The organism is Actinospongiicola halichondriae (assembly GCF_049103745.1).
Taxonomy (GTDB): domain Bacteria; phylum Actinomycetota; class Acidimicrobiia; order Acidimicrobiales; family Salinilacustritrichaceae; genus Salinilacustrithrix; species Salinilacustrithrix halichondriae.
In genome coordinates, this window is record NZ_CP171622.1 from 3,860,044 (window position 1) to 3,873,544 (window position 13,501).

Here is a 13,501-nt window from a genome sequence, read left to right on the forward strand (position 1 = left end):
ATTTCATGGAATTGAAGCCCGAGCCACGGACATCGAAGGAGCATTACCTTGCGAACACCATCAAGGCGGCGCTACGCCGCACTCGCAGTACTCGGCCTGGTGGCCGGGTTGCTGCCGCTGGTCCTGGGGGCTTCGCCCGCCAGTGCCGGCACCGTCACGTCGCCCAACGTGTGTACGAACACCGCGCAGGCGGGGACGTCGCAGCTCGACGTCACGATGAGCGGCGACGGCACGCCCAGCCCGATCGTGCTCGGTGCAGGCGACATCGACCTGACCGGCGCGACCTTCAGCATCGATGTCCCACCGACGGTGCTGCTCGCGGGCTACGGCCTCAACCTGCTGACCGTCGGTGTGAACAACATCCCGGCTGAGGTGACACTCGAGATCATCGGGTCGAACACCACCCAGGGATCGCAGACCGTCGGGCCGCTCGCGGTCGTCGGTACCACGACGATCACCGATCCGACCCCGGCCAACAAGACCTCGGGTGACGAATCGGCCACGCCGCTTGCAGTCTCCGCTCCGGTGCCCACCACCACGTGGACGCCCACCGGCGGCGACGTCGGCCTCCGGCTCGGCACCAGCGCCACGACGGCGCTCGTCGGTCCCGGCGGCGTCATCGCAGTGACCTTCACCTGCCAGCCGGGTACTCCCGGTCCGGCCGGTTGTGGCCCGCTGCCCTTGCCCGTCCAGTGCACGACGGAGATCCCGGCCCCGGCCGCTCCGTTCAGCACGGTCACCGTCACGGCTCCGCCCACCGCTCCGGTGTGCACCAACGAGTCGGCCAGCGTCGGCATCACCCAGACGATCCCAATCGATCTGACGGACAACTGCACCGACGTCAACGGCAACATCGACCCGACCACGTTCAGCATCACCCCGCCGAGCGCGGGAACACTCACCGGCAGCAACGGCGTCTACAGCTACGAAGCGCCGGCCACTGATCCCGGTGGCCCCGTGGTGCTCGACTTCACCGTCGAGGACACTGGTGGGCTCGTGAGCAACACCGGCCAGGTGTCGATCACCATCCTCGCCAACTCGTGCGACGCCACTTCCGGCCCGTGCTCGTTGACCGAGATCGTGGTCCAGCCGGTCGTGGGCACCACCATGACGCTCGACAAGGTCGATGGCCTCGTCGTGATGTCTCCGGTGGTCCTCAACGGCCAGGCACAGGCATCGACCGGTTCGCTCCAGGACGTCACGGTGACCAACGCTCGAGGAACAGCCGCTGGCTGGACCGTGAGCGGGTTCATCACCGACCTGGGTGCACCCGGCAGCCCGACCATCACGGTCGGCGCGCAGACCTTCGCGGCCTGCTCTGCTGCTGGCAGCCTCGGCACCGTCACTGACGGCCACCGTCTCTGCATCCCCGGCGACAACATGGGATGGGCCCCCGCGGCCAGCATCGCCCATGACGTCATCTTCGGTGATGTGGCGCAGGTCGCCGGCGGTCCCGCCGACGCTGCTGACGCCGCCGACTGGCTCGGCCAGCTGATCGCTGCCGGCGCCGCCGGTGTCGACGGCATCGGTGGCCTCACCGAGGTCAACGAGCTGTGCAGCGCTCCGGTGGATCACGCCGGTGGCACCTTCGCTTGCGACGCCGCCCTGTTCCTGGGCGTCCCGGCCTCCGCCGGCGCAGGCACCTACACGGGTGGGCTCGTCCTGACCCTGCTCTGACCCACACATCCGCAGAGGGCGGCGGCGACGACTCCGGTCGGCGCCGCCGCCCTCGGCTCTGTCCGACGAGGTACCTGCATCGATGACGACGACTCCGACCACGAACCGCTTCCGCCGCCGCACGGCGGCACTCGTCGCGTTCGTCCTCGCGATCTCGGTTCCTCTCTCGACCTCCGCGTTCGCCCAAGAATCCCCGGACGACGCCACCGATGATGCGGCGGCGGCCGACGACGGCCCGCTCTTCGCCGTGCAACCCTCCGGGCCCGACGGTCCGGGGACGCGCGACTGGTTCACCTACACGCTCGATCCCGGCGACGTCTTCGGCGACACCGTCGCCGTCTCGAACCTGAGCGACGCACCCATCCGCTTCGCGATCACGCCGACCGACGCCATCAGCGTCGCCGACACCGGCGGATTCGCCGCCCTGAAGGACCCGGCCGACTCGGTCGGCGTCGGGACCTGGGTCCAGCTCGCCGAAGGCGACTACCGGGTCGAGCCCGGCGAACGCATCGACGTCCCCTTCAGCATCACCGTCCCAGAGGACGCCGAGCCGGGTGACCACGTCGGGGCCATCCTCGCCCTCGACGCCGACGCTCCGGGGTTCGACCCGGAGTCCGCGCCGGAGGGCGTCAGCTTCGACGTCAACTACCGCCTCGGCGCTCGCATCTATGTCCGCGTCGGTGGCCCGGTCACGCCCGCTCTGCGCATCGATGACCTGTCCGTGGAGCGCGACGGCGACCAAGCCATCGTCACCTGGGAAGTGGAGAACACCGGGAACCTGCGACTGCAACCGACGGCGGAGGTCCGGGTGACCGGCTGGTTCGGCCGCACCGTCGCCCGCGCTCCCCTCCAGGAACTCCCCGAGCTGATCCCCGACGCCAACTTCGTCGGAGCGACGGTCCTCACGGGCATGCCGTCGTTCGAGCCGCTGACCGCGCACGTCGTGGTCACGGCGCCCGAAGCCGATGCCGAGGCGTCGCTCCGATTCGCCCCGTACCCGTGGGTCCTCCTGCTGGTGCTCCTCCTCCTCGTGATCGGCGCGGCGTGGTGGCTCCGTCGTCGCCGCAACCGGGGCCGGGAGTCCACACCGGTCCGTCCGGCGCAGTCCGCCCCGCGGGTACCGGAGCCGGTGTGAGGCGCGCCACTCGCATGGTGCTCGTGGCCATCGCCTTCCTGGCGGTCGCCCTCATGCCGACGTCGGTGGGTGCCCAGGCCAGCGATCCCACGGTCTCGGTCGACCGCACCGGTACGACGAAGGGCGAGAACCTGCTCGTCACCGGTGCCGGGTGGACGCCCGGCGCGACCGTGATCGTCGAACTGTGCGGCCACGGCGGCATCGACGGGTCGGTCGACTGCGACGTGGCCGGGCAGCGCACTGCAGGAGTCGGCCCGCAGGGGAACTTCAGCGTCGAACTCCTCGCCGGCGTCCCACCACGGCCGTGTCCGTGCGTGATCAAGGCGACCGACCAGTCCACGCAGGTGGCCGCGACCGCATCGATCGCCGTCGCCGGGATCCCGACCGTGCCCATCACCTCGGTCGACGATCCGATCGAGCGGGTGATCGAGATCAGCGCGATCGAGATCGTCGGCGAGCGCAGTTGGACCGAGCTCTTCGGCGCCGGGAGCGACCGGGTGCTCGAGATCACGCTCGTCAACACCGGCTCGGCGCCGGTCTCGTCACCGGAACTCGAGATCGCGTGGGGCAGCGGCTCGGACCCCAGTGGGTTCGTCGAGCCACCCGAGGTCGAGGCCATGGCGCCCGGAGAGACCCAGACCGTCTCGGTCGTCCTCCGCCGCTCGGCGTTGACCATCGGTGAGCAGACGGCAGTCGTCGACGTCCAGGGGATCGGTGTCGCGGTCAGTGCGAGCGCGACGACGTCGGGTTACCCCTGGGGCCTGCTGGTGCTCGGGCTGATCGCGCTCCAGTTGGTGGCGCTCGCGATCCGCAATCGAGTCCGCCGCCGGTTCCAGTCGATGCCGGACGACGACCCGGATCCGCTCGCGATCGAAGGAGCGATGCTCGGTCTGCCGAGTCCGGTGTGGGTCGACGAGGAGGACGATGCCGACGACGATGTCCCCGACGAACCCGAGCCCGATGTCCTGATCGACCTCGCCGACCCCCCACCGGATGGCGAGTCGGTCCCCGACGGCACCGAGATCCCCGAGCCGAGCACGAACGGTCACGCCGTTCCTGTCGTCGCCGTTCCTGCTGTCGCTGCGACAGCGATGGTGACGGTCGACGACGACCGGGCGCGCGAGGCCCTCCGAGCCGAGGTGCTCCGAGCACGTGCGGAGTTGGAGGAGTCAGCGGCGGCGACGACCGACGACGCCCTGCGTCAGGTGGCCGAGGCTCGGGTCGAGATCGAGGGTGCCCAGCGTCGTGTCGACGCCCGCCTCGCCGCCGCGGCGGCGACACGCCAGCGGGCGCTCGACACCCTGACGACGATGCGAGCCGAGGTCGACGCGACCGTCGCCCGTCTGGAGGCGACCCGGCAGGAAGCCGACGCCGCGCTGGCTGAGTCGAGGGCCGCCGCCGCAGCCGCACTTCGTGACCTGGACGCCCGCGAGGAGTCGATCCGCGAGCTGCACCAGGACGGGATGCACGAGGCGCTCGAGCGGCTGGGCGAAGCCGCAGACCGGCTCGACGCCCATTCGGCGACGACCGTTCCCGAGGGTACGGGCGAGCCCGACGAACTCGATCTCCGTCTCGCCGACGTCTTGGCGAGCGCCATCGCCAGCGCGACCCAGACCCGGGGAGACACGAAGTCCTGATCGCAGGGCCTCGGCGCTGACTCTGCGCGTTCCGACCGTTTCGTCCGGGGCCGAACGGTCCATGTCGGGACTTCTGGTCAAGGCTCCCGCCACTTCTTCCGACATCTCCTCCAACGCCGTGTGCAGAGCGCCACGGCCGGTGGAGGGTCGGAACGATGGCGGCAAGGTGGAGACAGGCGATCTCGATGACGGGGCTGGCGGTGGCGTTGACGGCCGGCGCCGCCACGCTGCCGGGGGCTGGAGCATCGCCATCGACCGATGGGCAGGCGCCGTCGGCCCAGCCGCCGATTGTTCGCCGAGGCGGCCCGGCGCTGGACCCGATCACGCGGCACGCCATCGACCCAGCGGCCCTCGAGGCCGCCCGGTCCGGCATCGGCGGCGCCACCTCGGTGATGGAGGAGGTGCGCCTCGAGATCGTGGGCGGCGAGTTGACGGTCGGCCCCGCCGACCGGGAGGTCACGCTGCACCGGGTCCCCGGCACGCGCGCCGAGTGGGTCGGTGACCTCGGCCCGGTCGAGGTCGTCGATGCCCGTGGCACGCACGACGGGTGGACGTTGCGCTGGTTCGTGGACGGGATCGACGTGGCGGGTTCGGAGCGACATCGGATCCCGGCGGCCAAGGTCCGCGTCGTGCCGGGAGACCTGGTCGTCGTCGCCGGCGACCGTCAGGGTCTGACGATCGGTCGAGCGCATCCGGCGACGAAGAAGGGCGCAGTCCTGCTCTCGGCCGACCGAGGATGGGGAGCGGGCACCCAACAGATCGGCGGGACGGTGTCGCTGCGCCTCCCGGCCTCGATCGATGCGGAGACGGTGTCGGTCCGCCTGTCCTTCGCCGTCGCCTAGACCCGCCGGGCGTCGCTGCCGTACCCGACCAGAACTCGGGTGGTCGGCGCGCGATGATCGCACGAGTGCCCCGCCATCGCCCCCTGCCCGGCCGGCCCCCGCTCCTGGCCGCGCTCGTCGCCACGGTCGCGCTCGCTGCCGGCAGTTGCGCGGGGACAGGCGAGGACGCCGCTACGACGTCCGTGACGGATGCGGTGACGTCGACCTCGACGGTCGAGGTGCCACCGGTCGCGGTACCCGCATTCCCGCCCCAGCCTGCGGGCGTGCCGTGGCCGACCGAGGAATGGACCTACGGCGACCTCCCCGCGGGGGTCGACGGCTCGGCCATCGACGAGGCCACCGACACGGCGTTCAACGACGGGGCGGGCGAACGCGTCCGGGCGGTGGTGATCGTGCATGGCGGACAGATCGTCTACGAGCGCTACAGCCCACATCGGCAGGACGGCCCGGCCGAGGTCTACCCGAGCTACTCGATCGCCAAGAGCGTGACGTCGGCGGCCATCGGGATCCTCGTCGGCGACGGCGTGCTCGAGATCGACGAACCCGCGCCGGTGCCCGAGTGGCACGCCGATCCGGACGATCCCCGGGCGGACATCACGCTCGGGCAGATGCTCCACATGAGCACGGGGATGCCGTGGGACGACGGGTTCGGCGAGGACGGGAGCACGCTCGACCAGATGCTGGCCTCCGGGGACATGGCCGCCTTCGCTGCCGAACAGGAGCCCGTCGCCCCACCCGGCGAACAGTTCGTATACAACACCGGAACGTCGACGCTCCTCGCCCGGATCGTCGGCGAGGCCGCGGGCGGCGACGCTCGGCAGTTCCTCGACGATCGGCTCTTCGGACCGATCGGCATGTCGCCGGTCCACACCGCCGTCGATCGTGCGGGGACCTGGTCGGGCGGTATCTCGGCCGACTCGACGGCGAAGGGCTTCGCCAGGTTCGGGCTGCTCTATCTCCGCGGTGGACAGTGGGATGGCGCGCAGGTCATCCCGGAGGACTGGGTGGAGTACTCGCGGACCCCGAGTCCGACCGAGCCCGAGTACGGCGCACACTGGTGGGTCGATCCGCTGCGCCCCGGTGTCTCCTACGCCATGGGGTTCCGGGGACAGGTGATCACCGTCGACCCGATGCACGACCTGGTGATCGTGCAGCTGTCGACGGTGGGCGGACCCTTGGCGCTCGACCACACCGAGGCGATCCTCGATGCCTTCGAGGGTGTCGAGTGAGTCAGGTCGTGGTGGCCGTCGTCGACCAGAACTCGTCGAGCGTCGCAGCGGCCTGATCCGGGTCCTCGAGCATCCACCAGTGGCCCAGTCCGTCGAGCGTGGCGGCCTGTGCGCCGGCGCGTTCAGCCACCGCGTACGAGAACTCGAGCGGTCCGACATAGGTGTCGGCCGAGGGAACGATCACCAGACCCGGCTTGGTGGCGGCGGTCGTCGGGAGTGCTTCCCAGATCGGCGCAAGGTCTTCGGGGCCGGCCGAGCGATAGAGCGCCAGGATGCAGCGTCCCATCGTCTCGTCGTTCGCCAGGGCCACCTTCCGGCCGATCTCGGCCGGCATGCCGAGCGATTCGAAGAGGGCGACCTTGTCGTCGACCGAGGCACCCATCATCCCGGCGACCGTCTCCTCACCCACACCGGGCGTGCGCCACAGCTGGGCCATGTCGTGCCATGCGTAGTCGGGGTGCATCAGGCCGGCGACGTCCATGGCCCAGGAACGGACGAGGTCCGGGCGGGTGGTGACCAGGCCGAAGGAGTGGCCGGCTCCCCAGTCGTGTCCGACCAGGTCGACGTCGCCACCGATGGACTCGAGTTCTGCCGTCAACCACGCGACGTACGACTCGCGGACGGGATCGAAGTCGGAGGGCACCGGTGCGCCGAAGCCGGGTGGGACGAGGCGCACGACCTCGTGGCCGTGATCGACGGCGAGACGTTCGGCGAGCGGATCCCAGATGGCTTCCGTCTCGGGGACACCATGGACGAGGACGACAGGCATGGCCAGAGTGTGACACCGCTGGGGTGGCCGGGACGCGGAACGGCCGGCTCCCGCAGGAGCCGGCCGTTCCTCCCACCCGTCCCCGCCACGGAGATCTCAGATGTGGCGCTTCCGGTGCCGCCACTCGAGCCCTCGGTTGGTCATCTCGCCTCCCCGGGGATCGCGTGCGTCCGTTGAAGCGACCGTACGGACCGCCGCCGTCGCCGTCTGTGCGATCGCGCACAGACGGCGACGAATGTCTGCGCGGCACGGACGCGAAACGACCGACTCACGAGGAGCCGGTCGTTTCGCCTGTCCGGTTTCGGGTGCCGGACGAGGAATGGTCAGCCGACGAAGGCCGCGATCTGTGCCGGGCTGGGAGGCGTGACCTCGCCGTCGCACACGTTCGCGGGAACCTGCGGGTGTGCATGGTGTTCGTTCTCCGAACGGTGCGGGGAACTGTCTGGTGAACCGTACGAATCGGGCATCACGCTGTCGGTGCGATCGCGCACCGCAGCGTTGTGCCACTCGTCACAGACAGCAGTGGGCCGGTCGAATGAGGCCGCCGCCGTTCGTCGTCCCGGTGACACACTCGACACGACCAGGAGGAAGCGACATGGAAGACCGCAGACGGACCCCGGCCGGCGACGCGTTCTGGGAGGCCGTCCTCCCGATGCTCGCCGAGGACGACGTCGAGGAGGGGACGATGATGCAGTTCCCGTGTCTCCGATCCGGCGGCGAGTTCTTCGCGATGCCCCATCACGAGACCGGCGCCGCGGTGCTGAAGCTCCCGGCCGACCGGGTGGCCCGTCTCGTCGCCGACGGCACGGGGGCGCCCTTCGGGCCGGGCAAGAAGGTCTTCAAGGAATGGGTGCTGGTCCCCGCCGCCCACGAGAGGCACTGGTTGTCGCTGGCGGGTGAAGCCCGGGCCTTCGTGAACCCCGCAGTGGTCCCGAACGGTTGACCGATCGGTCGTCACGACCTAACTTGCTTTGGCAACGCATGTTGCCAAACGGGGGTGTCATGGGATCCGAACGGATCGTGGTCGTGGGTGGTGGCGTCGGGGGACTGTGCACGGCGCTCGCGTTGGGCCGCGCCGGTCACGCCGTCGTGCTGCTCGAACGCGACGACGTTCCCGACGTCGCTGACGCCGATGCTGCCTTCGCGGCCGAACGTCAGGGCGCGCCGCAGGTCCATCAGACACACGGCTTCCTCGCACGGCTGGTCGTCGAGCTCCGGGAACGGTTTCCCGACGTGCTCGAGGCGCTGCTCGAGGCCGGGTGCACGACGATGCCGACGACGACCGACCTCGGGGACCCGATGCCCGGCGACGAGGACCTCCAGGTCCTGGTGGTTCGGCGGACGACGTTCGAGTGGGTGTTGCGGCGCAAGGTCGCTGCCGAGTCCGGGGTCGAGATCCGGACCGGCGTCGGCGTGTCGGGTCTGACCGTGTCGACGTCGGCGGGGGAGACCCCGGTCGTCAGCGGCGTCCGGCTCGAGGACGGTTCGGTCCTCGAGGCCGACGTGGTGGTGGCCTCGACCGGTCGTCGCGGCCCGGTCGACGCCTGGCTCGCCGACATCGGCGTCGACATCGACGAGACCGTCGTGCAGAGCGGCCTGATGTACCTGTCGCGCTGGTACGAACTGCCCGACCGTCCCGAGATCGGCCTCGACGCGAAGCTCGGCGGCGACCTGGGCTTCGTCAAGTTCCTCGGGGTCCCCGGTGACGGCGAGACCCTGTCGATCACGCTCGCAGTGCGTACCGACGACAAGGAACTGCGAAAGGCACTCGGCGACGCCGCCGGATTCGAACGGGCCTGCCGGGCGCTGCCCGGACCGGACCGGTTCTTCCTCGACGGGCCACTCGTACCGATCGGCGGCGTGCGCCCGATGGGTGGACTCCTCAACCGTCGCCGGCGCTTCCTCGACGACACCGGTGCGCCGGTCGTGCGGGGCTTCCACGCGGTCGGCGACGCACACACCTGCACCAACCCGCTCTACGGGCGGGGCTGTTCGATCGCGCTGGTCCAGGCGATCGATCTCGCCGACGCACTCGCGGCCCACGGCGGCGACGACATCGCCCGCGCCACGGCCTACGAGGCGTCGGCGGCGCGGAACATCGAGCCCTGGTTCGACGCATCGGTGCAGATGGACCGACTCGGTGCCGACCCCGCTGGCCTCGCTGGCGCCAAGGCCGCCGCCTCGGACGATGCCGCCGCACCGGTCGACGACGCGGCCCGTGGCATGGGCGCCGTGTTCGCCGCGGCCGCCACCGACCCGATCATCGGTCGGGCGCTGGCACGATTCATGAACATGCTCGCCACCCCGGCAGACCTGATGACCGACGGGGCGACCATGACCCGGATGGCCGAGGTCATGTCGAACCCGGACGACTACCCACTCCCACCTCGCGAAGGCCCGCGCCGCCGCGAGCTCCTCGCCCTGCTCGACCAGGAGGTCGCCACACCATGACCCTCGCATCCCCACCGATCGACGGCGTCACGTCGCGCACGGTGCACACCAACGGCGTGGACCTCCACGTCCTCGACGCGGGACCTGCCGACGGGCCGGTCGTCGTCCTGGCGCACGGCTTCCCCGAACTCGCCTACTCGTGGCGCCACCAGATCCCGGCGCTGGCCGCGGCCGGCTACCGGGTCCTCGCACCGGACCAGCGGGGCTACGGCCGCTCGTCGCGACCGGACGAGGTCACCGACTACGACATCGTCCACCTCACCGACGACCTCTGCGGCCTCCTCGACGACGTCGGCGCCACCGACGCCACCTTCGTGGGCCACGACTGGGGCTCGATGGTCGTGTGGCAGATGGCGCTGCTGCACCCCGACCGGGTGAACGGCGTCGTGGGCATGAGCGTCCCGTTCCTGCCCCGAGCGCCGATGGCGCCGGTGCAGATGATGCGTCACGTCTTCGCCGACAACTTCTTCTACATCGTCTACTTCCAGGAGCCGGGCGTCGCCGACGCCGAGCTCGGCGCCGATCCCGCGACGACGATGCGGCGGCTGCTCTGCGGCGTCGCGATCACCGAGGGCGACGACGCGGGCGAGCAGGCGATCACGATGGCCGCGAACGACGGCAAGGGGTTCATCGAGCGCATGCCAGAACCCGACGGACTCCCCGACTGGCTCACGCAGGACGAACTCGACTTCTACGTCGCCGAGTTCACGCGGACCGGCTTCACCGGCGGCATCAACTGGTATCGGAACATGGACCGCAACTGGGAGCTCACACCCCAGGTGCAGGACCAGCACGTGATCGTGCCCTCGGCCTTCATCGGCGGGAGCGCCGATCCCGTGCTCGTCATGAGCCCGCCGGACGGACAGGAGGCATGGCTCGACGACTTCCGGGGCAGCACCGTGGTGCCCGGGGCAGGTCACTGGGTGCAGCAGGACTCGCCTGGTCCGGTCAACGACGCACTGCTCGACTTCCTCGAAGGGATCCAACGATGAGAGCCGCAGTACTCCGCGATGGCCAGATGGTGGTCGCCGACGACGTCGCCGAACCCGAACCGGGCGTCGGCCAGGTCCTGGTGGAGGTGAAGGCCTGCGGCATCTGCGGCAGCGACCTCCACTTCGCCAAGCACGGGCACACGATGCTGGCGTTGGGCGAGGAGATGAACGGCATGCCCGACTTCGGGCGGACGACGCCCGACCTGAGCCGCGACCTCTTCATGGGTCATGAGTTCTCGGCCGAGGTCCTCGAGTACGGACCCGACACCGAGGGGCCGGCTCCGGGTTCCCTCGTCACCTCGATCCCGATCATGCTGACGTCGACGGGCCTGACCGATCTCGCCTACACGAACGACTTCCCCGCCGGATACAGCGAGCGCATGCTCCTGTCGGCGCCGATGCTCGTCGAGGTCCCGAACGGACTCGATGCGACGCGTGCGGCGCTGACCGAGCCGATGGCCGTCGGCCTCCACGCTGTCAACCGCTCCGGGATCACCGAGCGCGACGGTGCGCTCGTTCTGGGCTGCGGACCAGTGGGGTTGGCCGTGATCGCTGCGCTGCGCCTCCTCGGCGTCGAGGCGATCGTCGCAACCGACTTCTCGCCGGCCCGCCGGGCACTCGCCACGACCATGGGCGCCACCGAGGTCGTCGACCCGCGAGACGAGCCGGCGTTCGAGGCGTGGCGTCGAGCGGGTGGCTCGAAGGACCTCGTGGTGTTCGAGGCGATCGGGGTCCCCGGGATCATCAACGAGGTCCTGCGCGACGCTCCACCACGCTCGAAGATCGTGGTCGTCGGCGTGTGCATGGAGCCGGACACCATCACGCCGTACTACGGCATCGGGAAGGAACTGGCCATCCAGTTCGTGCTGGCCTACGACCCGATGGAGTTCGCCAACAGCCTGCGGTCGATCGCCGAGGGCGATATCGACGTCACGCCGATGATCACCGGCGAGGTCGGCCTCGACGGTGTGGCCGGGGCGTTCGACGATCTCGGCAACCCCGACGAGCACTGCAAGATCATCGTCACGCCGTAGCGGTCGGACGAAGCCGTCCACCCCATACTCGACGTCGTGAGCGTCGGCCCCCGACGCCTGCGACGTCGAGTTCCGCTCTGTCGGACTCAGCGGCAGTCGAACGCCAGCTCCTGGATGCGCTGCTGCGCTGCGGGATCGTCGGCGCCGAAGGTGGGATCGTTCAGCGACTCCACGCTGTACTCGTGGACGAGTGCGTCGCTGAGGCAACGCGCCTGGACATCGAGGACGCCGCTCTGCAACAGGCCGAGGCTGAGGTACGAGCGGGTCAGTGCGAGGCCCAGGGCGTCGGCTGACGCATCCTTCCCGACGGCGGCGTCGGGTCCGGGGTCACACGACTCGAACTCGAGTTGCGCTCCGCTGCGCTCGACCGAGGCCTCGGTTCCGGGAGCCGCGGCGACCCACTCCTGGAGTGCGGCCTCCATCTGGTCGAGGTCGGCGGCGCTGTCGGCGCGATAGGTCATGCGAGCGCAGGTGACGCCGTCGCGGTCGAACCCCACATAGGCATCGCCTCCCCACCCGTCGGTGGCATCGAGCGCGGTGAGCAGGTCGACCCGCTCGGCGAGGACGAGGAACCAGCCGAGGGCACCGAACGCCCCGCGGTCGAACTCCTCGCCGTCGGAGACCTTGGGCTCGGTGACCTCCTTCGCGGTGTCGTGGTCCAGCAGCAGGGTCCACGGATCGAAGAGGTGCTCCTCGTTGGTGGGCGGGTCCTCGAACAACTTGTCGACGGCATCGTTCCCGTCGATCTCGACGGCCAGCGTGAGCATGACCTCGCCCAGCGCGTACGGAGAGCCGAAGAGGGTCTGGAGCACCTGCGGGATGTCCTCGGCGTTCGACTCGAACTCCTCGGCCTCGGCGAGCTCGTCGGCTTCGAGGTCGGCGAGCTCCTCGTCGGAGAGGGTGGCGATGTACGCGGTCTCGATCCGGCGGCCGTCGCCCTCGACGATCGCGTCGAAGGCGGTGTCGCCGGCGTCGTCCTCGGCCTCGGCGTAGGCGTCGCGACGCGCGCCGAGATCGAAGTGTTGGTCCTGCAGCGCGTGGGTGAGCTCGTGCACCAGCGTCGACTTCCGCGCCGGGGTCAGCTCTTCTCCACGCATGCGGATGCGCTTGTCCTCGAACGAGTAGAAGCCGACGACGCCCTCGCCGGTCAGGTCGTTGCTCGCCTCGAACAGGTCGAGCTCGCCCTGGACGAGACCGACGGCCCGGAGCAGGCCGGTCGACTGCTCGATCGACTCGCGGTCTTCGTCGGTCAGCTCCGACTCGTCCGAGGTGACCTGGGCGCGGAACTCGTCCTCGCTGAGGAAGTCGACATGGACGGGATGTTCGAACTCGAGGTCACGCTCCTGCTCGACGATCTCGACGAACGCGAGGACCTCGGTCGCCCATTCGTCGGGGTAGTCGATGCCGTCGTCGGTCCCGAGGAGGAAGAACGCCGCGACACCGACTCCGGCGAACGCGAGCAACCCGATGCCGAGGGCGAGGGGCCAGCGTCGCCGGGTGCCTCCGTCGACCGCCTCGGTCTGGCTGGCGTCCGCTGCGCCGAACTCGTCGATGGGCGGCGGTGGCGGGGGTGATGTCTCTGCCTCCGGGATGTCGGCCTCGGGAGCCGGGTCCTCGAATTCGATCCATCCGCCGGGAGGTTCCGGGACCCCGGGATGCGGATTGTGGCCGGGTTCACTTCGCCCGGAGCCAGCCAGGTCGTCGGATTCGCTCACCTGCGGAGGGTATCGACCGT

The 13,501-nt window shown here is 70.1% G+C and carries 11 protein-coding genes; 9 read left to right on the forward strand and 2 right to left on the reverse strand.

Annotation, left to right across the window (positions count from 1 at the left end; genetic code table 11):
* Positions 1-48 precede the first annotated feature (48 nt).
* The 5 genes from AB8619_RS19130 to AB8619_RS19150 all read left to right on the forward strand — a co-directional run bounded on the left by AB8619_RS19130 (position 49) and on the right by AB8619_RS19150 (position 6,520).
* Positions 49-1,677: an Ig-like domain-containing protein gene (locus AB8619_RS19130; protein WP_436794221.1), complete on the forward strand. Its 1,629-nt coding sequence runs from the start codon at positions 49-51 to the stop codon at positions 1,675-1,677.
* Between the two features lie 82 nt (positions 1,678-1,759).
* The gene (locus AB8619_RS19135) at positions 1,760-2,812 is read left to right on the forward strand and encodes a hypothetical protein (protein WP_436794222.1); all 1,053 of its coding nucleotides are present in this window, start codon (positions 1,760-1,762) and stop codon (positions 2,810-2,812) included.
* Positions 2,809-4,449, forward strand: coding sequence for a hypothetical protein (locus AB8619_RS19140; RefSeq protein ID WP_436794223.1), 1,641 nt, complete (start codon positions 2,809-2,811; stop codon positions 4,447-4,449). Before AB8619_RS19135 ends, AB8619_RS19140 begins: the two co-directional genes overlap by 4 nt.
* Before the next feature lie 185 nt (positions 4,450-4,634).
* The gene (locus AB8619_RS19145) at positions 4,635-5,291 is read left to right on the forward strand and encodes a hypothetical protein (protein ID WP_436794224.1); all 657 of its coding nucleotides are present in this window, start codon (positions 4,635-4,637) and stop codon (positions 5,289-5,291) included.
* Positions 5,292-5,356: 65 nt separating this feature from the next.
* Positions 5,357-6,520 (forward strand): serine hydrolase domain-containing protein, encoded by a 1,164-nt coding sequence (locus AB8619_RS19150; protein ID WP_436794225.1) that lies wholly within the window; start codon positions 5,357-5,359, stop codon positions 6,518-6,520.
* A gap of 1 nt (position 6,521) precedes the next feature.
* Here AB8619_RS19150 and AB8619_RS19155 read toward each other — a convergent pair whose 3' ends face one another.
* The gene (locus tag AB8619_RS19155; protein ID WP_436794226.1) at positions 6,522-7,289 is read right to left on the reverse strand and encodes an alpha/beta fold hydrolase; all 768 of its coding nucleotides are present in this window, start codon (positions 7,287-7,289) and stop codon (positions 6,522-6,524) included.
* Positions 7,290-7,884: 595 nt separating this feature from the next.
* On the opposite strand from AB8619_RS19155, the gene AB8619_RS19160 reads away from it, so the two are divergent.
* The 4 genes from AB8619_RS19160 to AB8619_RS19175 are packed head-to-tail and all read left to right on the forward strand — an operon-like array spanning position 7,885 to position 11,766.
* On the forward strand, positions 7,885-8,232 hold the full coding sequence (locus tag AB8619_RS19160; RefSeq protein ID WP_436794227.1) for a hypothetical protein: 348 nt from the start codon (positions 7,885-7,887) through the stop codon (positions 8,230-8,232).
* Between the two features lie 59 nt (positions 8,233-8,291).
* The gene (locus AB8619_RS19165; protein ID WP_436794228.1) at positions 8,292-9,740 is read left to right on the forward strand and encodes an NAD(P)/FAD-dependent oxidoreductase; all 1,449 of its coding nucleotides are present in this window, start codon (positions 8,292-8,294) and stop codon (positions 9,738-9,740) included.
* Positions 9,737-10,732 (forward strand): alpha/beta fold hydrolase, encoded by a 996-nt coding sequence (locus AB8619_RS19170; protein ID WP_436794229.1) that lies wholly within the window; start codon positions 9,737-9,739, stop codon positions 10,730-10,732. The genes AB8619_RS19165 and AB8619_RS19170 overlap by 4 nt, the downstream gene beginning before the upstream one ends.
* Positions 10,729-11,766 (forward strand): zinc-binding dehydrogenase, encoded by a 1,038-nt coding sequence (locus AB8619_RS19175; RefSeq protein ID WP_436794230.1) that lies wholly within the window; start codon positions 10,729-10,731, stop codon positions 11,764-11,766. Before AB8619_RS19170 ends, AB8619_RS19175 begins: the two co-directional genes overlap by 4 nt.
* Before the next feature lie 86 nt (positions 11,767-11,852).
* Here AB8619_RS19175 and AB8619_RS19180 read toward each other — a convergent pair whose 3' ends face one another.
* Positions 11,853-13,481 (reverse strand): hypothetical protein, encoded by a 1,629-nt coding sequence (locus tag AB8619_RS19180; protein ID WP_436794231.1) that lies wholly within the window; start codon positions 13,479-13,481, stop codon positions 11,853-11,855.
* Between the last annotated feature and the right edge of the window lie 20 nt (positions 13,482-13,501).

What these genes read in the sequence shown, in the direction of transcription:
- AB8619_RS19135 (WP_436794222.1), top strand. Translation starts at nt 1,760, where the DNA reads ATGACGACGACTCCGACCACGAACCGCTTCCGCCGCCGCACGGCGGCA.
- AB8619_RS19145 (WP_436794224.1), top strand. Translation starts at nt 4,635, where the DNA reads ATGACGGGGCTGGCGGTGGCGTTGACGGCCGGCGCCGCCACGCTGCCG.
- AB8619_RS19155 (WP_436794226.1), bottom strand. Translation starts at nt 7,289, where the DNA reads ATGCCTGTCGTCCTCGTCCATGGTGTCCCCGAGACGGAAGCCATCTGG.
- AB8619_RS19160 (WP_436794227.1), top strand. Translation starts at nt 7,885, where the DNA reads ATGGAAGACCGCAGACGGACCCCGGCCGGCGACGCGTTCTGGGAGGCC.
- AB8619_RS19165 (WP_436794228.1), top strand. Translation starts at nt 8,292, where the DNA reads ATGGGATCCGAACGGATCGTGGTCGTGGGTGGTGGCGTCGGGGGACTG.
- AB8619_RS19170 (WP_436794229.1), top strand. Translation starts at nt 9,737, where the DNA reads ATGACCCTCGCATCCCCACCGATCGACGGCGTCACGTCGCGCACGGTG.
- AB8619_RS19175 (WP_436794230.1), top strand. Translation starts at nt 10,729, where the DNA reads ATGAGAGCCGCAGTACTCCGCGATGGCCAGATGGTGGTCGCCGACGAC.